Annotated in this window: 30 protein-coding genes; 13 read left to right on the top strand and 17 right to left on the bottom strand. The window is 67.6% G+C overall.

What is annotated here, in order from left to right; genetic code table 11:
* Nucleotides 1-13: 13 nt before the first annotated feature.
* Complete coding sequence (metX, locus tag DKG74_RS21655; RefSeq protein WP_165837535.1) at nucleotides 14-1210, top strand: homoserine O-acetyltransferase MetX; 1197 nt, start codon at nucleotides 14-16, stop codon at nucleotides 1208-1210.
* Nucleotides 1207-1824, top strand: a complete 618-nt coding sequence (gene metW / locus DKG74_RS21650; RefSeq protein WP_109903215.1) for a methionine biosynthesis protein MetW — start codon at nucleotides 1207-1209, stop codon at nucleotides 1822-1824. The genes metX and metW overlap by 4 nt, the downstream gene beginning before the upstream one ends.
* On the opposite strand, the gene DKG74_RS04875 is transcribed toward metW, so the two are convergent.
* Nucleotides 1747-2487 carry a methyltransferase domain-containing protein gene (locus DKG74_RS04875; protein WP_207779236.1) on the bottom strand — a complete coding sequence of 247 codons (741 nt, stop codon included), beginning with the start codon at nucleotides 2485-2487 and terminating at the stop codon, nucleotides 1747-1749. The genes metW and DKG74_RS04875 overlap by 78 nt on opposite strands.
* A 132-nt stretch (nucleotides 2488-2619) precedes the next feature.
* Between DKG74_RS04875 and gloB the strand changes: the two genes are divergently transcribed.
* The 3 genes from gloB to DKG74_RS04860 are packed head-to-tail and all read left to right on the top strand — an operon-like array spanning nucleotide 2620 to nucleotide 4444.
* Entirely contained in the window at nucleotides 2620-3393 is a 774-nt protein-coding gene (gene gloB, locus DKG74_RS04870; protein WP_109903779.1) for a hydroxyacylglutathione hydrolase, read from the top strand.
* A complete protein-coding gene (locus DKG74_RS04865) occupies nucleotides 3390-4007 on the top strand; it encodes a glutathione S-transferase N-terminal domain-containing protein (protein ID WP_243404024.1) in 618 nt (205 codons plus the stop codon). Before gloB ends, DKG74_RS04865 begins: the two co-directional genes overlap by 4 nt.
* On the top strand, nucleotides 4004-4444 hold the full coding sequence (locus DKG74_RS04860; protein ID WP_109903211.1) for a cupin domain-containing protein: 441 nt from the start codon (nucleotides 4004-4006) through the stop codon (nucleotides 4442-4444). Before DKG74_RS04865 ends, DKG74_RS04860 begins: the two co-directional genes overlap by 4 nt.
* A 4-nt stretch (nucleotides 4445-4448) precedes the next feature.
* Here DKG74_RS04860 and DKG74_RS04855 read toward each other — a convergent pair whose 3' ends face one another.
* The 6 genes from DKG74_RS04855 to DKG74_RS04830 form a co-directional block, all read right to left on the bottom strand.
* Nucleotides 4449-4736, bottom strand: coding sequence for a helix-turn-helix domain-containing protein (locus DKG74_RS04855; RefSeq protein ID WP_109903209.1), 288 nt, complete (start codon nucleotides 4734-4736; stop codon nucleotides 4449-4451).
* Nucleotides 4733-5020: a hypothetical protein gene (locus tag DKG74_RS04850; RefSeq protein WP_109903207.1), complete on the bottom strand. Its 288-nt coding sequence runs from the start codon at nucleotides 5018-5020 to the stop codon at nucleotides 4733-4735. Before DKG74_RS04850 ends, DKG74_RS04855 begins: the two co-directional genes overlap by 4 nt.
* Before the next feature lie 40 nt (nucleotides 5021-5060).
* Nucleotides 5061-5693: a glutathione S-transferase family protein gene (locus DKG74_RS04845; RefSeq protein WP_109903205.1), complete on the bottom strand. Its 633-nt coding sequence runs from the start codon at nucleotides 5691-5693 to the stop codon at nucleotides 5061-5063.
* A gap of 58 nt (nucleotides 5694-5751) precedes the next feature.
* The gene (gene yddG, locus DKG74_RS04840; RefSeq protein WP_109903203.1) at nucleotides 5752-6621 is read right to left on the bottom strand and encodes an aromatic amino acid exporter YddG; all 870 of its coding nucleotides are present in this window, start codon (nucleotides 6619-6621) and stop codon (nucleotides 5752-5754) included.
* Between the two features lie 7 nt (nucleotides 6622-6628).
* Nucleotides 6629-7351: an acetoacetyl-CoA reductase gene (gene phbB, locus DKG74_RS04835; protein WP_109903775.1), complete on the bottom strand. Its 723-nt coding sequence runs from the start codon at nucleotides 7349-7351 to the stop codon at nucleotides 6629-6631.
* Nucleotides 7352-7454: 103 nt separating this feature from the next.
* A complete protein-coding gene (locus DKG74_RS04830) occupies nucleotides 7455-8630 on the bottom strand; it encodes an acetyl-CoA C-acetyltransferase (protein WP_109903201.1) in 1176 nt (391 codons plus the stop codon).
* Nucleotides 8631-8831: 201 nt separating this feature from the next.
* Here DKG74_RS04830 and phaR point away from each other — a divergent pair, with 201 nt between their 5' ends.
* The gene (phaR, locus tag DKG74_RS04825) at nucleotides 8832-9503 is read left to right on the top strand and encodes a polyhydroxyalkanoate synthesis repressor PhaR (RefSeq protein WP_109903199.1); all 672 of its coding nucleotides are present in this window, start codon (nucleotides 8832-8834) and stop codon (nucleotides 9501-9503) included.
* Between the two features lie 53 nt (nucleotides 9504-9556).
* Here phaR and DKG74_RS04820 read toward each other — a convergent pair whose 3' ends face one another.
* Both DKG74_RS04820 and DKG74_RS04815 read right to left on the bottom strand, forming a co-directional pair.
* The gene (locus DKG74_RS04820) at nucleotides 9557-10390 is read right to left on the bottom strand and encodes a 23S rRNA (adenine(2030)-N(6))-methyltransferase RlmJ (protein ID WP_109903197.1); all 834 of its coding nucleotides are present in this window, start codon (nucleotides 10388-10390) and stop codon (nucleotides 9557-9559) included.
* A 2-nt stretch (nucleotides 10391-10392) separates the two neighbouring features.
* A complete protein-coding gene (locus tag DKG74_RS04815) occupies nucleotides 10393-11763 on the bottom strand; it encodes an RsmB/NOP family class I SAM-dependent RNA methyltransferase (RefSeq protein ID WP_109903195.1) in 1371 nt (456 codons plus the stop codon).
* 300 nt (nucleotides 11764-12063) lie between these two features.
* Here DKG74_RS04815 and DKG74_RS04810 point away from each other — a divergent pair, with 300 nt between their 5' ends.
* The 5 genes from DKG74_RS04810 to DKG74_RS04790 all read left to right on the top strand — a co-directional run bounded on the left by DKG74_RS04810 (nucleotide 12064) and on the right by DKG74_RS04790 (nucleotide 17927).
* Nucleotides 12064-12402 carry a P-II family nitrogen regulator gene (locus DKG74_RS04810; protein WP_109903193.1) on the top strand — a complete coding sequence of 113 codons (339 nt, stop codon included), beginning with the start codon at nucleotides 12064-12066 and terminating at the stop codon, nucleotides 12400-12402.
* 27 nt (nucleotides 12403-12429) lie between these two features.
* Nucleotides 12430-13779 (top strand): ammonium transporter, encoded by a 1350-nt coding sequence (locus DKG74_RS04805; RefSeq protein ID WP_109903191.1) that lies wholly within the window; start codon nucleotides 12430-12432, stop codon nucleotides 13777-13779.
* A 148-nt stretch (nucleotides 13780-13927) separates the two neighbouring features.
* Nucleotides 13928-14839 carry a cation diffusion facilitator family transporter gene (locus DKG74_RS04800; RefSeq protein WP_109903189.1) on the top strand — a complete coding sequence of 304 codons (912 nt, stop codon included), beginning with the start codon at nucleotides 13928-13930 and terminating at the stop codon, nucleotides 14837-14839.
* 152 nt (nucleotides 14840-14991) lie between these two features.
* Nucleotides 14992-16833 carry a long-chain-acyl-CoA synthetase gene (locus DKG74_RS04795; RefSeq protein ID WP_109903187.1) on the top strand — a complete coding sequence of 614 codons (1842 nt, stop codon included), beginning with the start codon at nucleotides 14992-14994 and terminating at the stop codon, nucleotides 16831-16833.
* Between the two features lie 164 nt (nucleotides 16834-16997).
* Nucleotides 16998-17927, top strand: coding sequence for a hydrogen peroxide-inducible genes activator (locus DKG74_RS04790; protein WP_165837534.1), 930 nt, complete (start codon nucleotides 16998-17000; stop codon nucleotides 17925-17927).
* Between the two features lie 3 nt (nucleotides 17928-17930).
* On the opposite strand, the gene DKG74_RS04785 is transcribed toward DKG74_RS04790, so the two are convergent.
* Nucleotides 17931-18854 carry a LysR substrate-binding domain-containing protein gene (locus tag DKG74_RS04785; RefSeq protein WP_109903183.1) on the bottom strand — a complete coding sequence of 308 codons (924 nt, stop codon included), beginning with the start codon at nucleotides 18852-18854 and terminating at the stop codon, nucleotides 17931-17933.
* Between the two features lie 119 nt (nucleotides 18855-18973).
* Here DKG74_RS04785 and DKG74_RS04780 point away from each other — a divergent pair, with 119 nt between their 5' ends.
* Nucleotides 18974-19204, top strand: coding sequence for a DUF1127 domain-containing protein (locus DKG74_RS04780; RefSeq protein ID WP_133251505.1), 231 nt, complete (start codon nucleotides 18974-18976; stop codon nucleotides 19202-19204).
* On the opposite strand, the gene DKG74_RS04775 is transcribed toward DKG74_RS04780, so the two are convergent.
* The 4 genes from DKG74_RS04775 to ykgO all read right to left on the bottom strand — a co-directional run bounded on the left by DKG74_RS04775 (nucleotide 19205) and on the right by ykgO (nucleotide 21963).
* On the bottom strand, nucleotides 19205-19612 hold the full coding sequence (locus tag DKG74_RS04775; RefSeq protein ID WP_133251504.1) for a response regulator: 408 nt from the start codon (nucleotides 19610-19612) through the stop codon (nucleotides 19205-19207). It abuts the gene before it with no gap.
* Nucleotides 19613-19735: 123 nt separating this feature from the next.
* Nucleotides 19736-21130, bottom strand: coding sequence for a methyl-accepting chemotaxis protein (locus DKG74_RS04770; protein ID WP_109903177.1), 1395 nt, complete (start codon nucleotides 21128-21130; stop codon nucleotides 19736-19738).
* Nucleotides 21131-21212: 82 nt separating this feature from the next.
* Nucleotides 21213-21818: an HAD family hydrolase gene (locus DKG74_RS04765; protein WP_109903175.1), complete on the bottom strand. Its 606-nt coding sequence runs from the start codon at nucleotides 21816-21818 to the stop codon at nucleotides 21213-21215.
* A 19-nt stretch (nucleotides 21819-21837) separates the two neighbouring features.
* Entirely contained in the window at nucleotides 21838-21963 is a 126-nt protein-coding gene (ykgO, locus tag DKG74_RS04760; protein ID WP_109903173.1) for a type B 50S ribosomal protein L36, read from the bottom strand.
* Between the two features lie 214 nt (nucleotides 21964-22177).
* Between ykgO and DKG74_RS04755 the strand changes: the two genes are divergently transcribed.
* Entirely contained in the window at nucleotides 22178-22975 is a 798-nt protein-coding gene (locus tag DKG74_RS04755) for a crotonase/enoyl-CoA hydratase family protein (protein ID WP_109903171.1), read from the top strand.
* Here DKG74_RS04755 and DKG74_RS04750 read toward each other — a convergent pair.
* The 3 genes from DKG74_RS04750 to DKG74_RS04740 are packed head-to-tail and all read right to left on the bottom strand — an operon-like array spanning nucleotide 22960 to nucleotide 24848.
* Entirely contained in the window at nucleotides 22960-23844 is an 885-nt protein-coding gene (locus DKG74_RS04750) for a lysophospholipid acyltransferase family protein (protein ID WP_109903169.1), read from the bottom strand. The two genes, DKG74_RS04755 and DKG74_RS04750, sit on opposite strands and share 16 nt — an antisense overlap.
* 10 nt (nucleotides 23845-23854) lie before the next feature.
* Complete coding sequence (locus DKG74_RS04745; RefSeq protein WP_109903167.1) at nucleotides 23855-24592, bottom strand: HesA/MoeB/ThiF family protein; 738 nt, start codon at nucleotides 24590-24592, stop codon at nucleotides 23855-23857.
* 7 nt (nucleotides 24593-24599) lie between these two features.
* Nucleotides 24600-24848 (bottom strand): DUF3297 family protein, encoded by a 249-nt coding sequence (locus DKG74_RS04740; RefSeq protein WP_109903165.1) that lies wholly within the window; start codon nucleotides 24846-24848, stop codon nucleotides 24600-24602.
* Nucleotides 24849-24897 lie beyond the last annotated feature (49 nt).

Genomic DNA, 24897 nt, shown 5'->3' with positions numbered 1-24897 from the left:
CTCGATCATGACCATGTCCGCCGAACCCGAAAATCCGGCCTCCGCACCCGATCCGGAGGCTGGCGCCAGTATCGCCGCCACCGCCGGAAAGCGCGCCCTTCTTGGGGTAGACGCGCCGCTGCGGCTCGATTCCGGCGCGACTCTCGGCCCCTTCACCGTCGCCTATGAAACCTATGGCACCCTCGATTCCCTGAAATCGAACGCGGTGCTGGTCTGCCATGCGCTGACCGGGGACCACTATGCCGCGTCGACCCATCCGGTGACCGGCAAGCCCGGCTGGTGGGGCGACCTGATTGGCCCGGGCAAGGTGATCGACACCGACCGGTTTTTCGTCATTTGTTCCAATGTCCTCGGCGGCTGCATGGGCACGACGGGGCCGCGCGACCTCAACCCGGCGACCGGGCGGCCCTATGGCCTCGACTTCCCGGTGATCACCATCGGCGACATGGTGCGGGCGCAAGGCTTGCTGCTCGATTACCTCGGGATCGAGACGCTGTTCTGCGCCATCGGCGGCTCCATGGGCGGGATGCAGGTGCTGCAATGGGCCTCGGCCTGTCCCGAACGGCTCTTCGCCGCGGTGCCGATCGCGACCGCCGCGCGTCATTCGGCCCAGAACATCGCCTTCCACGAAGTCGGGCGTCAGGCGATCATGGCCGATCCGGAATGGCGGGGCGGGGCCTATCTCGACGCCGGCACGCGGCCGCGCGCCGGCCTCGCCGTCGCCCGCATGGCCGCCCATATCACCTATCTGTCCGAGCCGGCGCTGCACCGCAAGTTCGGCCGGCGCCTGCAATCGCGCGAGCGGCTGGGCTTTTCCTTCGACGCGGATTTCCAGGTGGAATCCTATCTCCGCCATCAGGGGTCGAGCTTCGTCGAGCGGTTCGACGCCAATTCCTATCTCTATATCACCAGGGCGATGGACTATTTCGACCTGTGGGAAGCCAATGGCGGCTCGCTGCCCAAGGCTTTCGAGGGTACGAAGACCCGTTTCTGTGTCGTCTCCTTCACCTCGGACTGGCTGTTCCCGACGGCGGAGAACCGCAAGATCGTCCATGCCCTGAACGCGGCCGCCGCCAACGTCTCCTTCGTCGAGATCGAGACCGACAAGGGCCACGACGCCTTCCTGCTCGACGAGCCGGAGTTTCACAGCACGGTCAGTGGCTTCATCTCGTCCGCCTGGGCTGCCCGGCAGAAGGCGGTGCGGGCATGAGCGGGACCGAATCCATTCGCGTCGACCTCGGCGTCATCGCCGAGATGGTGACCCCGGGCACCAAGGTGCTCGACGTCGGCTGCGGCGACGGCGCCTTGCTGGCCTGGCTGACCGAGCGCAAGGGCATCGACGGCCGGGGCATGGAGCTGTCGCAGCAGGGCGTCAACGCCTGCGTCGCGCGTGGGCTTTCCGTTATCCAGGGCGATGCCGACACGGATCTGGCCGATTATCCGGCCGGTGCCTTCGACTACGTGATCCTGTCGCAGACCCTGCAGGCGACGCGCAACCCGCGCCTCGTGATCGAGCAGTTGCTGCGCATCGGCCGGCACGCCATTGTCTCCTTCCCGAATTTCGGCTTCTGGAAGGTGCGCACCCATCTGCTGTGCCGGGGCACCATGCCCATGACCTCCTGCCTGGCGGAACCGTGGTATTCGACCCCGAACATCCACCTCTGCACCATTCGGGATTTCGTCGATCTGACGAAAGACATGGGCCTGTCGATCGAGCGCGGCCTCGCGGTCAACAGCGACGGCGGCTCACGGCCGATCCGCGGCGCAGGGCGTCTCGCCAATCTCTTCGGCGAACAGGCCGTGTTCCAGCTCGCCCGGGGCTAAGCCGACCCGCCGCTCCAGCGAGGGGATCATCGCCTTGGCCTTCGCCCTGGCCGTGACCCGCTCGCCCGGCGGCGTCAGGGCGTAGAGGCTCTTGGTCGCCTCGACCAGCAGCAGGCCCGAGAAACTGGGCCACCAGCGGCTGCCCATCTTTTCCCAGAACGGCGCGGTGCGGATCAGGAAGCGGCGCTTGGTCGGCGGCAGATAAAGCGCCGGGTGGCTGCGCAGGGGCTCGAACATGGCGCCGCGCAGGGTCTGTTCGATCTGCGGCAGGGAAAAGGGCCGGCCGGCGCCGAAGGGCGTCATGTCGAGGCGGGCCCAGATGCCGCGCCGGTTGGGCACCACGGCGATGACGCGCCCTTCCGGTGCCAGCACCCGCCAGATTTCCCGCAGCAGGGGCCGCAGGTCGGTGGCCAGTTCGAGTTCGTGCACGAGCAGGATGCGGTCGATCGAATCGTCGGCGAGGGGCAGGGCGGTTTCCTCGGACAGGGCGACCGCGGCCGGGCCGCGGCGCGGCCAGCGCGTCACCCCCTGCGCACCGCACATGAGGGCGATCACCCGTTCCGCCTCGCCGCGAAAGGGCCGCAAGTAAGGCGTCGCGTAGCCGAGGCCGAGCACGGACTTGCCCCGGACGTCGGGCCACAGCTCCTTCAGACGGCGCCGCATCAGGCGCCTCGTGACGGCGCCGAGGGGGCTATCGTAGAAGGCTCGAAATTCGGTAACGTCCAGCCGCATAATTGTCCCATCCGGATGCCCGGCATCGTGGCCGATCCGCGTCCTTCTGCCTATAGTGTTCCCATGACCGGTTTCGACATCCAGCTCATCCCGTGCTTCACGGACAATTACGTGCCCCTGGTGCGGGACCCGGCGACGGGCACCGTCGCCATCGTCGATCCGGCCGATCCCGGCCCGGTCGCCGAGGCGCTGGAGCGGCTGGGCTGGCGGCCCTCGCTGATCCTGAACACGCACCATCACCCGGATCACGTCGGCGGCAATCTCGAGCTGAAGGCGCGTTACGGCCTCACCATCGTTGGTCCCCGGGGCGAGGCGGACAAGATCCCCGGTATCGACCGCGCGGTGGGCGAGGGGGATGAGGTCGCCATCGGCTCGATCGCCGGCAAGGTGCTAGATGTGCCGGGCCACACGGCGGGCCATGTCGCCTATTGGTTCGAGGCGGCCTTGGCGGTCTTCGTCGGCGACACGCTGTTCGCCGCCGGCTGCGGCCGCCTGTTCGAGGGCACGCCGCAGCAGATGTGGGCTTCCCTCAACAAGCTCGCCGATCTGCCGGGCCTGACCAAGGTCTACTGCGCCCATGAATATACCGAGGCGAACATCCGCTTCGCCCTCAGCGTCGATCTCGAAAATCCCGCGCTCCGCGTGCGCGAGGTCAGCGTGAAGGCGGCCCGCCGCCTGGGCGAGCCGACGGTGCCCACAACCATCGGCGTCGAGCTTGCCACCAATCCCTTCCTGCGCGCCGATCAGCGCGCCATCGCCAAGGAACTGAAGCTGGCCGACGCCTCGCCGCTCGCCGTCTTCACGGCCCTGCGCAAAGCCAAGGACAATTTCCGGTGAGCCGTCTTCGCCTGTGCTGGTCGCCGACCTCGCCCTTCGTCCGCAAGGTGATGATCATGGCCCATGAGACGGGCCTCGCGGGCGATATCGAACTCCTGCCCAAGAATGTCTGGGCGCCGGACACCGACATCGGCACGGTCAATCCCCTCGGCAAGGTGCCGGCCCTCCTGCTCGAGGATGGCACGGTGATCTTCGACAGCCCCGTGGTGCTCGACCATCTCGACCGGCTGCACGGCGGTCCCGCCCTGATCCCGGCCGACGGCGCGGCGCGGACGCGGGTGCTGACCGTGCAGGCGCTCGCCGATGGCGTGCTCGACGCGCTGGTGCTGCGCCTGCTCGAGGGCCGGCGGCCGGAAGCGGAGCGTTCCGCGACCTGGGTCGAGCGGCAGATGCGCGCGGCCAATCGCGGGCTCGACGCGCTCGAAGATGCGGTCTTCGGCTTCGGTCCCGCGCTCGACGTCGGCCAGATCACGGTGATGGCGCTGCTCGGCTATCTCGATTTCCGCTTCCCCGCCGACGATTGGCGGGAAGGCCGCGCGGCCCTCGCCGCCTGGTTCGAGGAAGCGGCCAAGCGCCCGTCCTTCCTCGCGACCATCCCCAGGGATCCGGTGTGAGCGCCGACCTCGACGCGGCCGAGGTGATCCGCCGCCTCGGCCTTCAGCCCCATCCCGAGGGCGGCCACTACCGGGAGACGTTTCGCGACGCGGGGCCGGGCCGATCGGCCTCGACCGCCATCTACTACCTGCTGCAGCATGGCGAGAATTCCCACTGGCACCGGGTCGACGCGGTCGAGGTCTGGCACTGGTATGCCGGCGCGCCGCTTGCCCTGACCATCTCGCCCGACGGTCACGACATCTCGGGCCATCACCTCGGCCCCGACATTCACCTTGGCCAGCAGCCGCAGGTGGTCGTGCCCGCCTTCGCCTGGCAGGCGGCGGTCAGCCTCGGCCGCTGGACCCTGGTCGGCTGCACGGTGGCGCCGGGCTTCGATTTCGCCGGCTTCGAAATGGCGCCCCCCGACTGGCGCCCGCGTCCAAGGACGGGCCGCTAGGCAATCAGCCGAGAAGTGCCCGGCGCACCGCTTCCGGTTCGTGCTCGACGACGCGCAGCAGAGTCCTCGCGGCCCCGGTCGGCTGGCGCGATCCCCCTTCCCAGCCCTGAAGTGTGCGAAGCGAGACGCCGAAACGGGCGGCGAAGGCGGATTGCGACAAGCCCAGCTTCTCGCGGATGGCCTTCACGTTGATGGGGTCCGGCGCATGTTCCACGAAGCCTTCGCGTTCCCCCTTCGCGAAGGCGAGGGCTTCCCGGGCGCCGGTCAGGATGCTCTTGCCCAGTTTGCTCATCTCTCCCGTCCTTTCCGATAGATCGCGGCGATGTCGGACAAGACGTCGCGCAGTTCGTTCCGTTCGGCCTTGGTCAGGTTGGCCTTCTCGCCCTTGCCCCGGTTGCCGATCGCCCACCGCAACTTGCGCGCGCCGCCAGTGCCGACGATCAGATCGCCAACTGACGGATGCGCGGCGATATAGTCGACCAATGCCGATTTTTCAGCCTCGTCGAGCAGGCCCTGCGCCGCCCGGAGAAACTCCGGCGTCTCGACGACCGAATGAAGGGCGCCCTCGCTGCTCATGGTTATGACTATACGTCATTGGCGTAGGCGTGCAATGCCCTCACATGCCGAAGGCATAGGCGCCGCCGCGGGCGATGGCGGCGTGATAGGCCGGGCGGGCGTTGATGCGTTTCGCATAGGCGATCAGGCGGGGATAGGGGCCGGCGAAACCGAGGACATGGGCGACCTCGACGACGAAGACGAGCAGGAAGTCCGGCCCCTTCGGCTCGTCGCCCAGGAAGAAGGGCTTGTCGCCCAGCGCGTCTTCCATATAGCCGAGGTGATTGGCGATTTCCGACTGGATGCGCGGCCACAGCGGCCCCGCGGCCTCGCCCAGCCGGCTGCAATAAAGCGCGAGCATGAGCGGCAGCATGGCCGACCCTTCGGCGAAATGGAGCCATTCCTCATAGGCGACCTCGGCCTCGATGTCGGGGCCGGGGCCGAAGCGGCGCTTGCCGTATTTGTTGATCAGATAGGTCACGATGGCGCCCGATTCAGCGACGCGCAGGTCGCCATCGAAGATCACCGGGCTCTTGCCCAGGGGATGCACGCCCTTGAGGCTGTCCGGCGCCAGGCGGGTTTCGGTGTCGCGGGCATAGGGCACGACCGTGTAGGGCACGCCCAGTTCCTCGAGCAGCCAGAGAATGCGCTGCGAGCGGGAATCGTTCAGATGATGGACGGTGATCGCGGACATGCCTGTATCTCCCCATGTGTTTTCCTAAACACTAGGGGAGGACGGCGCCGTGGCAAGCCTATCCCTTTCGCCCCGCGAGAATGGCGCCGAAAGTGATGGCGATGCAGGCGACGAAAATGCCCGCGCTCGCCTCCGCCTTGCCGGCGAGGACGAGAAGCACGGTCGAGGTCAGCGGCGTCGCATAGGCGAGGGCGCCGAGCAGGCGCGGATTGCCGCCCTTCATGCCGATGTCCCACAGCAGGAAGGCGGCGCCGACCGGACCGAGCCCAAGGGCGACCAGCGAGGCCCAGGCGAGGCCGCCCGCCGGCCAGACGAAATCCTCGAACAGCAGGTGGCCGATCGCCGCGAGCAGGGCGGTGCCAAGGGCGAAACCGGCGACGATGCCGCTGGGCACGCCCGCCATCCGGCGCGAGGCGAGGGAATAGGTCGCCCAGGTGACGGCGGCGGCGAGGGCGGCGATATAGCCGCCCATGGCGTCCATCGAGAATTGCGCGCGGGGGCCAATCAGGAAGCCGACGCCGCCAAGGCCCATCAGGGCGCCAACAACGGCGAGGGGGCGCAGCCTCTCGCCCGGCAGGAAGGCGGTACCGGCGACGATCAGCAGCGGCCAGAGGTAATTGACCAGGCTGGCCTCGGCCGGCGGCGCGATGCCGAGGGCGAAGAAATAGAGCGCGTGATAGCCGAACATGCCGCCCAGCCCGATGGCCCAGACGCGCCACGGCTGGCGGTAAAGCGCGAGCCCGTCGCCGCGAACGAGGTTCAGCCCGGCCAGCACCAGGCCGCCGATGGCGAAGGTGATGGCGGTCTTCTCGAGCGCGGGGATCTCGGCGAGGGTGGTCAGCAGGGCGAGGGTGGACCAGAGCACGATGGCCCCGGCCCCGAAAAGCGTCGCGCGGCCACCGGGGCCGCGCGTCGTCACTGATGTCATGTCGGGATCAGGCGAGATACTGGCCGCCGTTCGCCGAGATCGTGGCGCCGGTGATGAAGCCGGCGTCGTCGCTGGCGAGGAAGGCCACGCAGCGGGCGATTTCCTCGGCCTTGCCGAGACGACCCACGGGGATCTGGCCGATGATCTTCTGCAGCACGGGCTCGGGCACGGCGGCGACCATCTCGGTGTTGATGTAGCCGGGCGCGACCACGTTCACGGTGATGCCCTTCGAGGCATTCTCCTGGGCGACCGCCTTGGTGAAGCCGATCAGGCCGGCCTTGGCGGCCGAATAGTTCGACTGGCCCATCTGGCCCTTCTGGCCGTTGACCGACGAGATGTTGACGATGCGGCCGAAGCCCCGGGCGCGCATCCCCTCGATCACCGGACGGGTCATGTTGAACAGCGAGTTCAGGTCGGTGTCGATGACCTGGGTCCACTGCTCCAGCGACATCTTGTGCAGCACGCCGTCGCGGGTGATGCCGGCATTGTTGACGACGACGTCGATCGGGCCGAGTTCGGCCTCGATACGGGCGAGGCCTTCCTGGCATTCGGCGAAGCTCGCCACGTTCCACTTGTAGACCGCGATGCCGGTTTCCGCCTTGAACTTCGCCGCCGCTTCGTCGTTGCCGGCGTAATTCGCCGCGACGATATAGCCGGCCTCCTTCAGCGCGACCGAAATGGCGTGACCGATGCCACGCGTGCCGCCGGTGACGACCGCTACCCGAGCCATGTTTTCCTCCAATGCCCTAGATTGATGCTTGAGGTGGGGCCGGCCGGGGTTCATCCCCGGCCGGATTTAAGCCTTTACGGTTTCTGTGGGGCGCTGCGCCCGATCAGTCGCGCTCGACCGTCAGGGCGATGCCCATGCCGCCGCCGATGCACAGGGTGGCGAGGCCCTTCTTGGCGTCGCGCTTCTGCATTTCGTGCAGCAGGGTGACGAGCACGCGCGCGCCCGAGGCGCCGATGGGGTGACCGATGGCGATGGCGCCGCCGTTCACGTTCACCTTCGAGGTGTCCCAGCCGAGATCCTTGTTCACGGCCAGCGCCTGGGCGGCGAAGGCTTCGTTCGCCTCGATCAGGTCGAGGTCGTCGACGGACCAGCCGGCGGCCTTCAGCGCGGCGCGCGACGCCGGGATCGGGCCGGTGCCCATGATCTTCGGATCGACGCCGGCCTGGCCCCAGGAGACGATGCGGGCGAGCGGGGTCAGGCCACGCTTCTTCGCCTCTTCGGCGCTCATCAGCACGACGCCGGCGGCGCCGTCGTTGATGCCCGAGGCGTTACCGGCGGTGACGGTGCCTTCCTTGTCGAAGGCGGGGCGCAGCTTGGCCATCATGTCCAGCGTCGCGCCCTTGCGGATGTATTCGTCGTCCGAGACGACGACATCGCCCTTGCGGGTCTTGATCGTCACGGGGACGATTTCGTCCTTGAACCTGCCGGCGGCCTGCGCGGCCTCGGCCTTGTTCTGGGAAGCGAGGGCGAAGGCGTCCTGCTCCTCGCGGGTCAGCTGCCACTGGCGGGCGACGTTCTCCGCCGTCACGCCCATGTGATAGCCGTAGAAGGCGTCGGTCAGGCCGTCGCGCAGCATGGTGTCGAGGAACTTCACGTCGCCCATCTTGCTGCCGGCGCGCAGATAAGCGGCGTGCTGCGCCTGGCTCATGCTTTCCTGGCCGCCCGCGATGACCACGGCCGAATCGCCGTTCTTCACCGCCTGGAAGCCGAGGGCGACGGCGCGCAGGCCCGAGCCGCAAAGCTGGTTGATGCCCCAGGCGGGGACTTCGACCGGCAGGCCGGCGTTCACCGCGGCCTGACGCGCCGGGTTCTGGCCCTGACCGGCGGCGAGAATCTGGCCGAGAATGACTTCCGACACGTCGGCGGCCGAAACGCCGCTGCGCTTCAGAAGCTCGTTGATGACGGTCTGCCCGAGGACATGGGCCGGCACATCGGCGAAGGATCCGTTGAAGGAGCCGACCGGGGTACGGGCGGCGGCGACGATGACGACGTCGGTCATTGTTCACTCCCAGATTTGCTGCGGCGCCGCATCAGGCCGGCACCTTCATCTGATATTCGGGCGGCTTGGGCCGTCGCGGGCGCCACATTTGCATGACGGCCCGACGCCGGTAAACGAGAAATTAGTCGCGGGTGCGCAACCGTCCTTGCTGCAGATCAAGCCTCACGCGGCGCTTGCGTGACGGCACCGCAACAAGCGAGAATGGGGGACGAACGTCCTCCAGAAGTGAATGGTACGGCTGTGGCAAAAAAAACGACCGGCGAGGCTCCCGTCACCATCAAGAAGTACGCCAACCGGCGGCTCTACAACACGGCGACCTCCAGCTACGTCACCCTCGACCATCTGTGCCAGATGGTGAAGAACGGCGAGGATTTCGTCGTCTATGACGCGAAGACGGGCGACGATATCACCCGCTCCGTCCTCACCCAGATCATCTTCGAGGAAGAGGGCAAGGGCCAGAACCTGCTGCCCATCCGCTTCCTGCGTCAGCTGATCCGGTTCTATGGCGACCAGCTCCAGGGCGTGCTGCCCAATTATCTCGAGCTGTCGATGGAGTCTTTCTCCAAGAATCAGGAACAGGTGAAGAGCGTCATCACCGAAGCCTTCTCGGGCAAGAATCCCTTGCGCACCTTCGAGGAAATGGCGCGGCAGAATTTCTCGCTGTTCGAGCGGGCGATCCGCGCCTTCCCGCCCTTCGCCGCGCTGCGCGTCGCGACCGGCGAAGGCGGGGCTCCCGGCGAGTTGCCGCCTCCGCCGCCGCCCGGTGCCGAAGGCGAGATTTCGGCCCTGCGCGCCCAGATCGAATCGATGCAGCGTCAGCTCGACGGCATCGCCCGCAAGACCGAAGGCGACAAATCCTCGGACGCCGAATAAGGCATTCCCGGTCCCAATGTTTTGATATCGGCGCCCCTTCCGGGCGCCGATTTTCATTCGGCCTCGACCGTTTCCCCGCTCAGCCAGTCGACCCGCACCGAGCCGGTGTGGGCCTGACCCATCAGGGTCAGCAGACGGGGCAGGTCCTCCGCCATTGCCGTGTCGAAATGCCACGGCGGCCGGATGACGACGAGGCCCGATCCGGCGAAGCGCAGGGGGTCGTGATCGGGCTGGGTCAGGAGTTCCACCGCCAGGATCTTGGCGATGCCCGATGACCGCAGGACCTCGTGCAGCCGGTCCGCCGCCTGCCGGCCCTTGACCGGATACCAGCCGACGATGATTGCCGTCGATGCCCGCCGCGCCGCCTGGATCATGTGCTCCGCCAGCAGCGCGAAGTCATTCGCCGCCTCGAAGGGCGGGTCGATCAGGACGAGGCTGCGCCCGGTCTTTATCGGCAGGAAGGCGCGAAGGGCCGACCAGCCGTCGCGCCGGTGCACGGCGGCGCGCGGATCATGGGCGAGGGCGAAGCGCAGGTCCTCCGCCACCTCCTCCCCAGTTTCGCAGGCGATCAGCCGGTCCTGATCGCGCAACAGGCGCAGCGCGATCAGCGGCGAACCCGGATAGAGCATCGGATCGCCGCCCAGCGCCTCGGCATAAGGCCGGGCCGCGGCCGGCCAGGTCGAGACCTCCTGGCCCAGCAGGCGGCCGATGCCGTCCTGCCATTCGCCGCCCCCGGTATCGAGGGCGTAGAGGCCGGCGCCGGCATGGCTGTCGATCACCGTGATCGGCGCGGGCTTCGCCTTCAGCCGGTCGATGATGAAGGCGAGGGCGAGATGCTTCAGCACATCGCCCGCGTTGCCCGCGTGGAAACTGTGACGGTAGTTCATGGTCAGACGGCGGGCGGTGCGGCCGCTCCCCGCTCGAGCACGGCGGCGAAGAAACCGTCGGTCCCATGCAGTGCCGGGCTCAGCGACAGATAGGGGCCATCGACCGGCACCGGCCGGGGCGAACCGATGGCCGCCCAGGCTTCGGCGACCGGAACCACCCGGAAATCCGGGTGCCGGGCCAGGAAAGCCTCGATCTGGGCGTCGTCCTCTTCGATCAGAACGGAACAGGTGGCATAGACGAGGCGGCCGCCCGGGCGGACCAGGGTCGCCGCCCGGTCGAGCAGGCGGGCCTGCAGGGCGGTCAGATGCTCCAGCTCTTCGGGGCTGGTCCGCCATTTGGCATCCGGGTTGCGACGGAAAGTGCCGGTGCCGGTGCAGGGGGCATCGACCAGCACCCGGTCGAAGGCACCCTTCTGGCGGTTCAGCCAGCGGTCGCCCTCGGCGCCGATGGCGTGACGCGCGACATTATGGACATCGGCGCGGCGCAGCCGGGGCACGGCCTGTTCCAGCCGGCGCTCGTCGCTGTCGGTGGCGATGAGGCGGCCCTTGTTGGCCATGGTGCCGGCGATGGCCAGGGTCTTGCCGCCCGCGCCTGCACAGAAATCGAGCACCCTTTCGCCCGGCCGCGCCCCGAGGATGAGGGCGGCGAGCTGCGACGCTTCGTCCTGCACCTCGACGAGGCCGTCGCGCCAGGCGCGGCTGCGGGCGATGGCCGGCCGGCCCTCGACCCTGAGGCCGACGGGCGACAGGGGGGTGGGCACGGCGATGATGCCGTCTTCCGCCAGGGCGGCGATGGCGCCGTCGCGGCTGCCCTTCAGGATATTGGCGCGCATGTCGAGGCCGGTCTCGGCGCAGAGGGCCTGCGCCTCGGGCAGCAGGCGCTTGCCGAAGCGGGCGGCGAGGCGCGGCATCAGCCAGTCGGGCAGGTTGGCGGCGATCGCCGTCGGCTGGTCCGGATGATCCAGCGAATGGCCGACCAGCTCGTCCATGGCATGGGCTTCGGGCGTCGGAATGCGGGGCAGATGCTTGCGGATCACGCCCTTCTCCGCACCCTCGATCAGGGCGAGGGCGGCGACGAAGCGGGACATGGGCTGCGGCCGGCAACCGGCCCGCTCCAGCCACCAGTCCAGCTGGGCACGCCAGCGGATGATGCCGAGGGTGAGGCGGGCGATCCGGCTGCGCATCGGCGGCGGCCATTTGCGCCGGTCGAAGGTCGCCTTCAGCACCTTGTCGGCGGCGCGGCCGCTCTCGACCGCCACGAGGGCGTCGATGACGGCATCGGCGATCTCCGCCTCGGGCTTGGGGCGGGGGCGGCGATGGACCGGGGCGGCGGGGCCGGGGGCACCGGAACGGGGGGGCCTGGAAAAGCTCATGATCGGCGCAACCTAATGGTCGCCGCGGCTGGGCGCCATCTCTGTTTCAGGGCTCGGGCCCCGGGGTCAGACGCATGTTGGCTAAAATCTGTGCATTGCTGGTCTTTTGTGCAGCATTTTGTCGAAATTGCGACGATGATCACGAGGCGCATAGCCCTGTTGCAGCGCGAAACCCGCCGACAGCCGTAATTGGCACGGTTCTTGATTCTAGCAGGACCCGGGGTGGCGCGTCCGGCCTTCGCTCGTTTCGGGCACGGTCGGGGCTGGCGCGGCCCTGAGGTCAATCGTGAGGGGAAAACCATGAAACTCGTGATGGCCGTCATCAAACCGTTCAAGCTCGATGACGTGCGCGAAGCTCTGGCCGCTGTTGGTGTGCCCGGGCTCACGGTAAGTGAAGTGAAGGGTTTCGGTCGCCAAAAGGGCCATACCGAAATCTATCGCGGTGCGGAATACACCGTCAGCTTCCTGCCCAAGGTCAAGATCGAAGCCGCGGTCGCCGACGAAATCGTCGAGCAGGTCGTCGAGGCGATCCAGAAGGCCGCCCACACGGGCAAAATCGGCGACGGCAAAGTGTTCGTTGTCGACCTTCAGCAGTCCATCCGCATCCGTACCGGCGAAACCGGTCCGGATTCGCTCTGAGTGCGTGCCGACGAGAGGGTCCTTCCCATGAAACTCAACTGGAAACTTCCTCTGCTGCTCGGGGCGGCCGGGGCTGCGCTGATGGTGCCCGAAATGGCCGCCTTCGCGCAGGACGCGGCGGCGGAGGCGGCTCCGGTCGCTGAAGCGGCGGCCGAAGCTGCACCGACGCTGTCCGCCGGCGATACCGCGTGGATGCTGGTGTCCTCGGTCCTCGTCCTTCTGATGACCGTGCCGGGTCTCGCCCTGTTCTACGGCGGCCTCGCCCGCTCCAAGAACATGCTGTCGGTCCTGACCCAGGTCCTCGGCATCCTGTGCGTCGTCTCGATCATCTGGGTCGTCTACGGCTACAGCCTCGCCTTCGGCGAAGGCAATGCCTTTATCGGCGACTTCTCCAAGCTGTTCCTCAAGGGCGTGGCCCCGGACAGCCTGAGCGGCACCATCCCGGAATATGTCTTCGTCCTGTTCCAGATGACCTTCGCCTGCATCACCCCGGCCCTGATCGTCGGTGCCTTCGCTGAACGCGCGAAGTTCTCCGCGGTCCTGCTGTTCTCGGCGCTGTGGGTGACCTTCATCTACTTCCCGATGTGCCACATGGTGTGGGCGGGCACGGGCCTGCTGTTCAACGATGGCGCGCTCGACTTTGCCGGCGGCACCGTCGTTCACATCAATTCGGGTGTCGCCGCGCTGGTCGCCACCTTCTTCTTCGGCAAGCGTATCGGCTTCGGCAAGGAAGCCATGCCCCCGCACTCGCTGGTCTTCACCATGGTTGGTGCGGCCCTTCTGTGGGTGGGCTGGTTCGGCTTCAACGCGGGTTCGGCCCTCAGCGCCGGCTCGACCGCCGGCCTCGCCGCGATCAACACCTTCGTCGCCACCGCCGCGGCCGGCCTCGCCTGGCTGTTCGTCGAATGGATCGCGAAGGGCAAGCCCAGCCTGCTGGGTCTCGCCTCGGGTGTCGTCGCCGGTCTGGTCGCGATCACCCCGGCCTGCGGCACCGCCGGTCCGCTGGGCGCGATCGTCCTTGGCGCCGTCGCCGCCGTGTTCTGCTTCTTCTTCGTCACCGTGGTGAAGAATGCTCTCGGCTATGACGACAGCTTCGACGTGTTCGGTGTCCATGGCGTTGGCGGTATCGTCGGCGCGATCGGCACGGGCATCGCGGCCAGCTCCGCCTTCGGCGGCGTCGGCTATGCCGAAGGCGTCACCATGGGCGCCCAGCTGTTCATCCAGCTCAAGAGCGTGATCATCACGATCCTGGTCTCGGGCATCGGTTCGGCGATCCTGCTGTTCATCGTCAACCTGGTGATCGGTCTGCGCGTCCCGGCGGATGCCGAGCGCGAAGGCCTCGACGTCGCCGAACACGGCGAACGCGCCTACAACTGATCCCGGCGGGCGGGCGCCTCGCGTCCGCCCTGCTTCGGTCGGTGCAAGAAGGGGAAGCCTCGTGCTTCCCCTTTTTTGTTGCGCGGGCCTGCACAAAGCGGGCGCGAGATTCTACATTGGGCCCCTGTGGCGAGGTTCTGGGGGAATCATGGCGGGTTCATCGAAGAAGGCGATCGTGGCGGCGGCGCTCGGCAACGGCGGCATCGCCGTGACCAAATTCGCGGCCGCCATCTGGACCGGCTCCTCCGCCATGCTGTCCGAGGGCATCCACTCCCTCGTCGACGTCGGCAATCAGCTGCTGCTGCTCTATGGCCTCGGCCGGGCGGCGCGCCCTTCGGATTCGCGGCATCCCTTCGGCTATGGCAAGGAGCTGTATTTCTGGTCCTTCCTGGTCGCGATCCTGATCTTCGCCCTGGGCGGCGGTCTTTCGCTCTATGAAGGCATCCAGGCCGTGATGAGCCCGGGCGAGATGCATGATCCGCTGGTCAATCTGATCGTGCTCGGCGTCGCCATCGTGTTCGAGGCCTATTCCTTCTCGGTCGCCATTGGCGAGTTCAACAAGGGGCGCGGCCGCAAGTCCATGATCCGCGCCATCCGCGATACCAAGGATCCCAGCCTGGTCACCGTGCTGCTGGAGGATTCGGCGGCGATGATCGGGCTTGTCGTCGCGCTGGCCGGTATTCTCATCGGCTATTACCTGCACATGCCCGTGTTCGACGGTATCGCCGCCATCGTCATTGGCTGCGTGCTGCTGCTGACGGCGGTCATCCTGGCCGTCGAATGCAAGGGCCTGCTGATCGGCGAAGGCGCCGATCCTGTGGTGCTCGAGGCGATCCGGGCCAAGGTCGCGGCCGATCCCCGGATCGAGGCCGTGGGCGAAATCCTCTCGGTCCATTTCGGGCCGCACGATCTGATCGTCCTTGCCACCGTCGATTTCCGCGACGGACAGAGCGGCGACGATGTCGAGGGGGCGATCCACGAACTCGCCGCCAGCGTGAAGGCGGCCGAACCCTCGGTCCGCCATTTCTATATCGAGGCCCTGGCCGCTCCGCGCGGCTGATCCGGCATCGCCGTTCCGTTCGCTTCCCGTTGCGTAAACGCGTGGCCGCGCCATCGCGGTCCCGTGTCTGTCGAATGACAAAATGTCACTTGCCGCTGGACCCGGACAGGCGAGTTCGGTAAGGAAAACGGCAAAAGGGGAGAGAACAGGTCATGCTGAACGGTATTCTGGATCTGGCGACGCGGCTGGACCCGACGGGTCTGGTGGGCAGGACCCGGATGGAGCTGAACTATGTCGAGAGCATGGTCTCGGTGCTCATGCGGCTCAGCTCCATTCGCCTCGACGGCGACTATACCGTCGTCCAGATGGTCGAACAGCAGGCGCGCCGGGCCGGGAAGTCCACCGCGATCCTGTTCGAGCGGCAGGAGGTCAGCTGGGCCAGTCTCGACGCAAGGGCCAATCAGGTCGCCCATTGGGCGCAGGCCCACGGCATCGAAAAGGGCGACGTCATCGCCCTGATGATGGCCAACCGGCCGGAATTCATCATCACCTGGCTCGGCCTCGCCAAGGCCGGGGCCTGCATCGCCCTGATCAACACCAACCTGACCGGCGGGCAATTGAACCACAGCCTGACGGTCGCCGCGGCCAAGGCCTTGATCATCGACGGCGAATATGCCCCGGCGCTGGATTCGATCCGCGGCCTGATCGCGGAATTGCCGCCGGTCCATGCCTCGGCCGGCGCGATCCAGGGCGCCAGCGATTTCGATGCAGCCATCGCCGCCCAGCCGACCGGCGAATTGCCCAAGGCGAAGCGCCCGGACCTCATCGCCAAGGACAATCTCTTCTACATCTATACCTCGGGCACCACGGGCAATCCCAAGGCGGCCCATATCAGCCATTACCGCTTCCTGCAGGCCTGCAACGCCTTCGCCGCCCAGATGGACGCGACGCGCCACGACCGCATGTATTGCGTGCTGCCGCTCTATCATTCGGCGGGCTGCATCATCGCCGTCGGCTCGATGCTGTCGGTCGGCGGCACAGTGATCCTGCGGCGGAAATTCTCCGCCAGCCAGTTCTGGGACGATGTCGTGCGCTACGACGCGACCTGCTTCCAGTATATCGGCGAATTGTGCCGCTATCTGGTGAACACGCCGCCCCACGCCAAGGAACGGGAACACCGCCTGCGCGTCGCCTGCGGCAATGGCCTGCGCCCGGAAATCTGGCCGAGCTTCCAGGAGCGTTTCGGCATTCCGCGCATCGTCGAATTCTACGCGGCGACCGAAGGCAACGTCGCCCTGATCAATGCTGACGGCAAGGTGGGGGCGATCGGCCGGATTCCCTTCTATCTGGACAAGGTCTTCAACACCAAGATCATCAAGTTCGACGTGGTCGCTGAACAGCCGGTGCGCGATGAACGGGGGTTCTGCATCGAATGCGCGCCCGACGAGCCGGGCGAGACCATCGGCCTCATCCCGCAGGACCCGAACAAGCCGGTCGGCCGCTTCGAGGGCTACAAGGGCAAGGCCGAGACCGAGAAGAAGATTCTGCGCGACGTCTTCGCCAAGGGCGACATGTGGTTCCGCACCGGCGATCTGATGCGCCGCGACCGGCACGGCTATTTCTATTTCGTCGACCGCATCGGCGACACTTTCCGCTGGAAGGGCGAGAATGTCTCGACCGCCGAGGTGGCCGAGGTTCTGTCGACCTTCCCCGGCGTGCGCGAGGTGAATGTCTTCGGCGTGCAGGTGCCGAATTGCGACGGGCGCGCCGGCATGGCCTCCATGGTCGCGGGCGACAGCCTCGATCTTGCCGCCTTCGATGCCTATATCGCCAAGTCGCTGCCGGCCTATGCCCAGCCCTATTTCCTGCGCCTGCAGGGCGAGATCGAAATCACCGGCACCTTCAAGCACCGCAAGGTCGATCTGGTGAAGGAGGGGTTCGATCCCGGGCAGGTCGCCGACCCGCTCTATATCCGTCATCCCGACCTCGGCGGTATCGCGGCCCTGACCCCCGCGATCCATGCTGACATCCAGGCCGGCAAATTGAGGTTCTGATCGCGGCGTTAAAAACGCAATTGCAAGTCATTCGCAAAGACGCTACAAAAGGCCGGTGAGCTTCCGGCCGGCTTTGGGCCGGGCGGACTCCGGGCCGGGAGGGTGGCCGGGGTTCGTGGTGCAAACCGCAACCGGTCGCCCGCCCCGTCGAAGGAATGACGTCCATGTCGATTTCGCTGCGCCAGATCCGCTATCTCGTCGCCGTCGCCGACCATCAGAGCTTCCGCAAGGCGGCGACGGCGCTGAACGTCAGCCAACCGGCGATGACGGCCCAGATCCAGCTGCTCGAACAGTCGCTTGACGGTCTGGTGCTGACCCGTTCGCGCCGGGGCGTTACGCCGACGGCGCTGGGCGAGGCCGTGATCGCCAAGGCGCGCGGCATCCTGGCCGAGGTTGAAGGCCTGCGTGCCCTTGGCGCGGCCGCGGCGGCCCGGCCGTTGCGTCTCGGCGTCATCCCGACCATCGCGCCCTATCTGGGGCCGGACGTCGTCGATCTCGGCACGGCCTATGCCGCCGAGGGGCTGGAACTGATCGAAGGCCGGACCGGTGAGCTGGTCTCGGCGCTGCGTACGGGCACGCTCGATGCCGCGCTGCTGGCCCTGCCGCAGAGTGGCGTGCTCGGCCGCGATCTCGAAACCGCCATCGCCTTCGCCGAACCCTTCTATGCCCTGCTGCCGCAGGCCGACCCACTCGCCGCCTCGGGCGAGGTGTCGGTGGAGGCGCTGGCCGATCGTCCGCTGCTCCTGCTCGAGGAAGGGCATTGCCTTGCCGATCAGGCGCTGTCCCTGTGCGACGATGGCCAGTTGCGGGCGCCCATGCGCGCCGCTTCCCTGTCGACCCTCGCCCGTCTCGTCGGTCGGGGCCGGGGCGTGACCCTGCTGCCGGCCATGGCGGTCGCGGTCGAAAGCCATCTGGGCGACGGTACCGTCGTCCGCCGACTGCCCGATCCGGCGCCGGGCCGCACCATCGGCATCGTCTGGCGCAAGGGCGCGACCGGCGAGCGTTGCTGGCGCCGCCTCGCCCAGGGGCTGGCCCGGCTGAAGCCCGATGTCGAGGGCGGCATCGTCGCCGCCCTGCCGATGGCGGCCGAGTAAGTTTCAAGGCGCGGCCGGCGGCCTCAATTTCAGGGCCGCCGTCGCCCGCGCCTCCTTCTCCATGAAACGGAACAGGCTGCGCAGCTTCGGCCGGGCCGAGGCTTCCGGCCGGGCCACCAGCCAATAGGAAAAGCCCGACGGCACCTCGACCGGGAAGGGCGCCGCCAGCCGGCCGAGGGCGATGTCGTCGGCGATCATGGCGACATCGCCGATGGCGATGCCAAGGCCCTGTTCCGCGACCCGCAGCGCCATGTCGAGAATGGTGATGACCTGCGCACGCTCGCCGGTCAGGCTGTCGTGGCCGACCACCTGCAGCCACAGCCGCCAGTACCGCCGGTCAGGCACCGTGTCGATCAGCGTGTGGCGCGCGAGGTCCTGCGGCGTCTTCAGCGGCCGGGCCGGATCGTCGATCAGACGCGGCGCGGCCACCGGGACCAGCCGTTCGGCGGCCAGTTTCAGGGCGTGCAGCCCCGGCGGCGGCGTGGCCCCGTAATGGACCCCGGCATCGAAACCGGCGAGATCGTTCAGGTCGTCGGTGGTGATGGTCAGGCGCGCGTCGATACGCGGATTCTCGGCCTGGAAACGCGGCAGGCGCGGCATCACCCAGCGCATCCCGAAGGATGGCGGCGCGCCGATGGACAGGCGGAACGGATCGTCCCGCAGCGAGGCCGAGGCCTCGGCCATCTTGGTGAAGCATTCGGTCAGCACGGGCAGCAGCTGGCGTCCCTCGTCGGTCAGGGTGACGCCGGTCGCGCCCCGATGGAACAATTCGACACCGAGCTGCCCCTCGAGCAGCTTCACCTGCCGCGAGATGGCGCCCTGGGTCACGCCCAGTTCGGTCGCCGCCCGCGAAAAACTCAGCAGCCGGCCCGCGACCTCGAAGGCCCGCAGGGCATTCAGCGAGGGCAGGTGGCCGCGCCCGATCATGGCGATCTTCTCGCAGGCGCGAAGCCCATGAGAAAAGCTGATAAGTTCATGACCAGAACTCCCTGGCGAAAACACCGCCGAAGGCTCATTTTCAGGGCCTGAAGCAATGGATGCAAGCCATGTCCACCGTCGTTTTCTCCACCACCCGCCCTGCCGGCCGCCTGCTGGCGCTCATCGGCCGCAGCCTGCGCGACATGATCCAGGATCATGAAGCCCGCCGGGCGCGGCGTGTCGCGCGGCGTGAAGTCGCGCGCCTCGGCGCGACGTCCGGTCATCTGCTGACCGATATCGGCCTGACGGCGACCGAGGCCAACGGGCCGCGTCAGCAGGCCGACTTCCCGACCTGGTAACTAGAGCAGCGCGGCCTTGACGACCCGCGACAGGCGGGCGAGTTCGATCGGCTTTTCCACGAGGGCGAAGGCGCCCGACGATGTGCTCAGGGCAGGGGTCACCCAGTTGGGGTTGCCCGTCATCAGGATGATACGGATCGACGGATCGCGCCGGTGAATGGCCTGCGCGATCTCGATGCCGTTCCAGCCCGGCAGGTCGATGTCGAGCACGGCGAGATCGGGTCGATGCTGCCGCAAGGCCACCGAAAGGCTGGGGCCATCGCCCGCCTGCATCACCTGGTAGCCCATCGAACCGAAATATTCCGCCAGTTCCTCGCGCAGGGCGACGTGGTCGTCCAGCACCAGGACCACCCGCGCGGCCTGCCCGGGGGCGGGCTGTTTCGGTGGGGTTTGGGCGGTCGAGTTCATGGCGGACAATCGACTCCTTGAAACAGGTTCAGGGACACAACGCAATCACGCAGGGGGCGCGGCCCGCAACAGCAACTCCTCCCACGCCGTCACCGAGCCGGGACAAATTGGGAAGACCGGCGGTCAGACCCGATAGCCGACACGAAAGCCGCCCCAGTGGCGCCCGCCGATGGTGATCGGCACGGACATATCCTTCATCAGGGCGAATTTTCCGGCCCCCATGTCGCGGCGATAGGACTGCAACAGGAAGGGCTCGCGGTTGCGCGCGGCCGCAAGGCCGACCCGGTCGGTGAACAGGCGCCGGTTCCGGCAATGGGCGGCATTCCAGGCCGGGTCCTTGCCCTGTGGCTGGGAAAATGCGGCGTTGTGGGTCGGCAGGTAGCCGTTGCGGTCGACCGCGACGGCAAAGACGATCTGCGGGTCGGCGGTCAGCGCCGGCTCCTGGATCGAGGGCAACAGGCGGTCGGTCAGCCTGGTGAAGCGGGCCGTGTACTGCTGGGGCGCGCTGCCGGCTATGGGGCTGTAGTCTTCGTCGAACAGGTCGGCCACCGCGATGGTCCCGGCGGCGATCTCGCGGGCCAGGGCTGCCTCGATGGCATTCCGGGCGGCCAGGGCGACGTCGAGCACGCGGGTGTCCGTTGTGGCGATCCCCGGCACCACGGTCTGGCCCAGCAGGCGCTCGGCGATACCGAGCACGGCGTTGCTGCGCTCCTTGGCCGCGCTCAGCGAGGTCGATGAACGCTGCACGCCATCGGTCATGGTGCTGACCGTATCGACCAGCCCGTCGATACGGCGGGCGATATTGTCGGCGGCGCCCGAAATGGCGCCGATGCCATTGTCGACGGTGGCAAAGCGGCGGGCGAGCTCGCCGATGGCCGTGCCGATGGTCGTCGTGCCCTTTTCGACCGCCTCCGCCCGCTGGCTGGCGGCATCGCTTTCCTCGACCAGCCGGGCGCTCTGGCTGCCCAGCATGGCGAGGGTGGCGTCGATTTCCGTGGTGGCAAGCGAGGTCGAGCGGGCGAGGGCCTTCACCTCGGCGGCGACAACGGCGAATCCCCGGCCGGCATCGCCCGCCCGGGCGGCTTCGATCGAGGCGTTGAGGGCCAGAAGATTGGTCTGCCGGGCGATGCTGTCGATGCCGCGCGCGACCTTGCGCACATCCTCCAGCGAGGCGACGAGCTTGCGCAATTCCGCGGCGACGGCGACCGCATTGGTGACGAGACCGCGAATCTCGGCGAGCGACATGCCGACCTCGCTCTCGCTGCGGCGCATGGCTTCGGCAGCGTCGCGGCTGGTCGCCCGGGCTTCGGTCACCGCGTGGAGAATGGTGCGGTTCGACCCGGCCAGTTCGTCGGCGTCGCTTCGCAGCTGGCCGAAGGCATTCGCCTGGCCTTCCATTTCGCCAGCGACGGTCTCGACGAGGCCGGCGACGTCGGCGATTTCGATGCCGAGATGCCCGGCATCTTTCGCTATCTGAACGAGGGCCGTCTGCGCGGCCCTTTCCTGGTCGTTGTGCATTCCGCCCCCTGGCGCTCCGGGTGGCCCCTCAGGCGGTTTTACGCGAAATGGGCTTAATGGCCCCTTAAGGCCAGAGCGCGGATCAGAGCAGGCCGCGGGACTTCAGGGCTGTTTCCAGCCCCGGCGCGCCCTCGAAACGATGGGTATCGAAGCCGAGCGCGGCGGCGGCGGCGACATTGGCCGCGAGATCGTCGATGAACAGGCTGGTTTCCGGGCGGATGCCGAAACGGTCGCAGGCGCGGCGGAAGATTTCCGGATCGGGCTTGGCCAGTTTCTCGATGCCGGAGACGAGCACGTCGCGGAAACGGCCGAGGAAGGGAAATTGCGACAGCCCGTGCGACCACTTGTCCGCCGGGTAATTGGTGATGGCGAAAAGGGGGATGCCCCTTTCGTGCAGCCGCTCGAGCAATGCGACCGAACCCGGGATGGCGCCGGCGAACATGGCCGGCCATTCCTCGTCCCAGGCGCGGATCAGATCGGCCTTGTCCGGGTGGCGTGCGGCCAGCTCACGGACATTCTCGGCCATGGGCACGCCAGCGTCGCAGCGGGTATGCCATGTCATCGAGCAGACGGAGGAAAGAAATTCCTCCATCGCCGCCTCGTCGGCACCGAAGTGCCGGCGGTAGAGATAACGCGGGTCCCAGTCGATCAGCACCTTGCCGAGATCGAAGACGACCGCGGCAACCATGGATCGACCGGCCTCGGCCTCAGCCCTGGCGGGCCTTGTAGCGGGGCTGCGTCTTGTTGATCACATAGACGCGGCCACGACGACGGATCACGCGGCAATCGCGATGACGGGTCTTCAGAGTCTTGAGGGAATTGACGATCTTCATGACAACCAACCCGGCCCTTCGGCCATAAACGAGAGCGGCGCCCGAGGCGCCGAAAAGTGAGCGCGGACCATACTGTCCGTCACCGCGCCTGTCAATCCGTCAGGACGGCGGCGCGGCGCTGGACGATGATCGGGGAAAGCCCCTTGCATAAGCCCGGCCGCTATGGACCATGCCTCGGACCGAAAGATCAAGCACAAGAACAAGGAAGCAAGCGATGAGCGCGCGCCACGAGGACGGCCAGATCACCACAGCGTTGCTGGAAGGCGGGGTTTTCGCCATCTGCATCGACCGGGCGGAGAAGCGTAACGGCTTCACCCCGAAGATGCTGCGCGAGCTGGCGGAAGCCTATACGGCGCTGGAGGAATCGGCGCAGGCGCGGGTCGGGCTGCTCCATGCGGCGGGCGGGCATTTCACCGGCGGCCTCGACCTGCCGAAGATGGCGGCATCGCAGCGTGACGGCGATCCTCTGTTCCCCGACGGTCTCGTCGATCCCCTCGGTCTGCACGGGCGGCGGTCGTCGAAGCCTGTGGTGGTCGCGACCGCGGGCATCTGCTTCACCATCGGCATCGAGCTGATTCTCGCCGCCGATATCGCGGTCGCCGCCAGCAACAGCCGCTTCGCCCAGCTCGAGGTGAAGCGGGGCATCATGGCCTATGGCGGCGCCACCATCCGCATGGCCCAGCGCGCCGGCTGGGGCAATGCCATGAAGCTGATTCTCACCGGCGACGATTTCGACGCCGAAACCGCCCGCGCCTATGGCTTCGTGCAGGAGGTGGTCGAGCCGGGGGCGGAATTCGACGCGGCGCTGGCCATCGCGCGCCGAATCGCGCTGCAGGCGCCGCTGGCGGTACAGGCCAGCCTCGCCAACGCCCGGCTTGCCCTGCTCGACGGGCCGAAGGCGGCAATCGGCGATCTCGGCGCGGTGACGGCCCGCCTCGCGGCGACGGCGGATGCGGCGGAAGGCGTCGCCTCGTTCAAGGAAAAGCGTCCGCCGGCCTATCGCGGCGTCTGATCGGGCCCGCCGCGCAGCCGCCGCCACAGGCCCTTCGCCAGCGGCAGGGCACGGCGGCGGAACCGGCGGTCCGGGTCTTCGGCCTGGAGCGCCAGCAGATCGTCGATCCCGGCTTCCACCGCCGCCTCGACCTCGCGGCGCAGGGTCCAGGCGTTCTCGTCGGTGACCGCGCCCGCGAAACGGCCGGCGTCGATCGCCGGGGCGAAGCGGAAGTAATAACGCTCAGGCCGGGGCAGGGCGGTCAGGCCGAGACCCCGGTAGAGACCGACGTAATCGGGCTTCAGCTTCAGGCGCCGGGCGAGGGCGGCCGCCCCCGGGATCTTCAGCATCTCGTCCGAGCCCATCAGCACGGAATAGCTGTCATCGGCGCCGACGGCGGAAAAGGGCACCACCTTGCAGCCGGCTTCGATGGCCAGTTTGGCGAAGCCGATCCGCTCCTTCCAGCGCAGGTGATATTGCTCGCCCTTGCGTTTGAACACTTCGCCGACCCCGCCCGGATAGACGACGACATGGGCGCCGATCCGCATCAGGGCGCGGAAACCGTCGTGGGTGCCCTCGACCGCGCCCGCGGCCCTGAACAGGTCGCGCCAGGCGGGAATGCGGAAATGGACGTGATCGGCGAGGCCGCGCGGCCAGATGCCCAGCCGCTGGCGCAGGCCAAAGCACATGATGGCGGCATCGAGCGTGCCCATCATGCCGTGATTGCCGACCATCAGCACCGGCCCGTCCAGCGGTATGTTCTCGATACCCTCGAACACGGGATCGGTCAGCGCCGTCCACAGGTCGACGGCGGGGCCGACCAGGCGCCGCAACCGGCCGAAATCCTCGTCGCTGTAAGGTCTGACGGGCGGGGCGGCGGCTTCGCTCATGACGGGGGTCCTATCCCCCGCCGCACACCGGGCAGGCAGGGTCCTTGGCAAGACGGAGGGTGCGGAAGCGGGAGTACAAGGCGTCGTACAGCACGAGACGGCCAGCCAGGCTCTCGCCCATGCCAACCAGTTCCTTCAGCGCCTCGACCGCCATCAGGCTGCCGATGACGCCGGTCATGGCGCCAAGGACACCCTGGCCCGCGCAATCGGCGGCGGCATTGGTGCCCTCGGGAACGAAGCAATGGTAACAGGGGCGGCCGCGGAAGGTGGCGACCTGCCCCTCGAACTGGGACACGGCGCCCGAGACCAGCGTGCGCGCGGCGGCGACGCAGGCCCGGTTGACCGCGTGGCGCGTGGCGAAATTATCGGTCCCGTCCAGCACCAGATCGTAGGATTTCACCAGATCGTGGGCGGACGCCTCGTCCAAATGAAGGGGATGCAGTTCGAGGGCCGTCGCCGGGTCCAGCCGGTGCAGGGCCGCCGCCGCCGCCTCGACCTTGGGGCGGCCGACATCTTCCGTGCGGTAGAGGATCTGGCGCTGCAGATTGGACAGGGCAACCGTGTCGGCATCGACGAGGCCGATGGTGCCAACCCCCGCCGCCGCGAGATAGAGCGCGGCCGGCGCGCCGAGGCCGCCCGCCCCGACGATCAGCACGCGCGCGGCAAGCAGCCTGGCCTGACCGGCCCCGCCCACTTCCCGCAGGATGATGTGGCGGGCATAGCGGTCGAGCTGCTCGTCGCTCAGCATGGGGGCATCAGCCTTCCTGGCTGTCGCGCAGGAACGGCTCGACCGGCCCCTTGAGCAGGATGGTCAGCGGATTGCCGAACCGGTCACGGGCATTGCCGGCGGCGACGCGGATCCAGCCCTCGCTGATGCAATATTCGTCGACATTGGTCTTCTCGACGCCCTTGAAGCGGATGCCGATGCCGCGCTTCAGCAGCTCTTCATCGTAATAGGGGCTCTTCGGATTGGTGGAAAGCCGGTCGGGCAGGCTGTCGCTCATGGGTCATGACCATCTGGTTACGCGAATGGCCGCCAGTAATAGCCAGCAA

The organism is Zavarzinia aquatilis (genome assembly GCF_003173035.1).
GTDB lineage: Bacteria > Pseudomonadota > Alphaproteobacteria > Zavarziniales > Zavarziniaceae > Zavarzinia > Zavarzinia aquatilis.
The sequence above is the reverse complement of the archived record's forward strand: the minus strand, read 5'-3'. Positions and strand labels throughout refer to the sequence as shown.

Coding starts and splice junctions, on each gene's coding strand:
- yddG (WP_109903203.1), bottom strand. CDS start 6,621: ATGACATCAGTGACGACGCGCGGCCCCGGTGGCCGCGCGACGCTTTTC.
- DKG74_RS04755 (WP_109903171.1), top strand. CDS start 22,178: ATGAGCGCGCGCCACGAGGACGGCCAGATCACCACAGCGTTGCTGGAA.
- DKG74_RS04765 (WP_109903175.1), bottom strand. CDS start 21,818: ATGGTTGCCGCGGTCGTCTTCGATCTCGGCAAGGTGCTGATCGACTGG.
- DKG74_RS04800 (WP_109903189.1), top strand. CDS start 13,928: ATGGCGGGTTCATCGAAGAAGGCGATCGTGGCGGCGGCGCTCGGCAAC.
- DKG74_RS04820 (WP_109903197.1), bottom strand. CDS start 10,390: ATGAACTACCGTCACAGTTTCCACGCGGGCAACGCGGGCGATGTGCTG.
- phbB (WP_109903775.1), bottom strand. CDS start 7,351: ATGGCTCGGGTAGCGGTCGTCACCGGCGGCACGCGTGGCATCGGTCAC.
- DKG74_RS04775 (WP_133251504.1), bottom strand. CDS start 19,612: ATGAACTCGACCGCCCAAACCCCACCGAAACAGCCCGCCCCCGGGCAG.
- gloB (WP_109903779.1), top strand. CDS start 2,620: ATGACCGGTTTCGACATCCAGCTCATCCCGTGCTTCACGGACAATTAC.
- DKG74_RS04855 (WP_109903209.1), bottom strand. CDS start 4,736: ATGAGCAAACTGGGCAAGAGCATCCTGACCGGCGCCCGGGAAGCCCTC.
- DKG74_RS04805 (WP_109903191.1), top strand. CDS start 12,430: ATGAAACTCAACTGGAAACTTCCTCTGCTGCTCGGGGCGGCCGGGGCT.
- DKG74_RS04790 (WP_165837534.1), top strand. CDS start 16,998: ATGTCGATTTCGCTGCGCCAGATCCGCTATCTCGTCGCCGTCGCCGAC.
- DKG74_RS04740 (WP_109903165.1), bottom strand. CDS start 24,848: ATGAGCGACAGCCTGCCCGACCGGCTTTCCACCAATCCGAAGAGCCCC.
- DKG74_RS04875 (WP_207779236.1), bottom strand. CDS start 2,487: ATGCGGCGCCGTCTGAAGGAGCTGTGGCCCGACGTCCGGGGCAAGTCC.
- phaR (WP_109903199.1), top strand. CDS start 8,832: ATGGGGGACGAACGTCCTCCAGAAGTGAATGGTACGGCTGTGGCAAAA.
- DKG74_RS04830 (WP_109903201.1), bottom strand. CDS start 8,630: ATGACCGACGTCGTCATCGTCGCCGCCGCCCGTACCCCGGTCGGCTCC.
- DKG74_RS04850 (WP_109903207.1), bottom strand. CDS start 5,020: ATGAGCAGCGAGGGCGCCCTTCATTCGGTCGTCGAGACGCCGGAGTTT.
- DKG74_RS04815 (WP_109903195.1), bottom strand. CDS start 11,763: ATGAGCTTTTCCAGGCCCCCCCGTTCCGGTGCCCCCGGCCCCGCCGCC.
- ykgO (WP_109903173.1), bottom strand. CDS start 21,963: ATGAAGATCGTCAATTCCCTCAAGACTCTGAAGACCCGTCATCGCGAT.
- DKG74_RS04750 (WP_109903169.1), bottom strand. CDS start 23,844: ATGAGCGAAGCCGCCGCCCCGCCCGTCAGACCTTACAGCGACGAGGAT.
- DKG74_RS04795 (WP_109903187.1), top strand. CDS start 14,992: ATGCTGAACGGTATTCTGGATCTGGCGACGCGGCTGGACCCGACGGGT.
- DKG74_RS04845 (WP_109903205.1), bottom strand. CDS start 5,693: ATGTCCGCGATCACCGTCCATCATCTGAACGATTCCCGCTCGCAGCGC.
- DKG74_RS04780 (WP_133251505.1), top strand. CDS start 18,974: ATGTCCACCGTCGTTTTCTCCACCACCCGCCCTGCCGGCCGCCTGCTG.
- DKG74_RS04770 (WP_109903177.1), bottom strand. CDS start 21,130: ATGCACAACGACCAGGAAAGGGCCGCGCAGACGGCCCTCGTTCAGATA.
- DKG74_RS04810 (WP_109903193.1), top strand. CDS start 12,064: ATGAAACTCGTGATGGCCGTCATCAAACCGTTCAAGCTCGATGACGTG.
- metX (WP_165837535.1), top strand. CDS start 14: ATGTCCGCCGAACCCGAAAATCCGGCCTCCGCACCCGATCCGGAGGCT.
- DKG74_RS04785 (WP_109903183.1), bottom strand. CDS start 18,854: ATGATCGGGCGCGGCCACCTGCCCTCGCTGAATGCCCTGCGGGCCTTC.
- metW (WP_109903215.1), top strand. CDS start 1,207: ATGAGCGGGACCGAATCCATTCGCGTCGACCTCGGCGTCATCGCCGAG.
- DKG74_RS04745 (WP_109903167.1), bottom strand. CDS start 24,592: ATGCTGAGCGACGAGCAGCTCGACCGCTATGCCCGCCACATCATCCTG.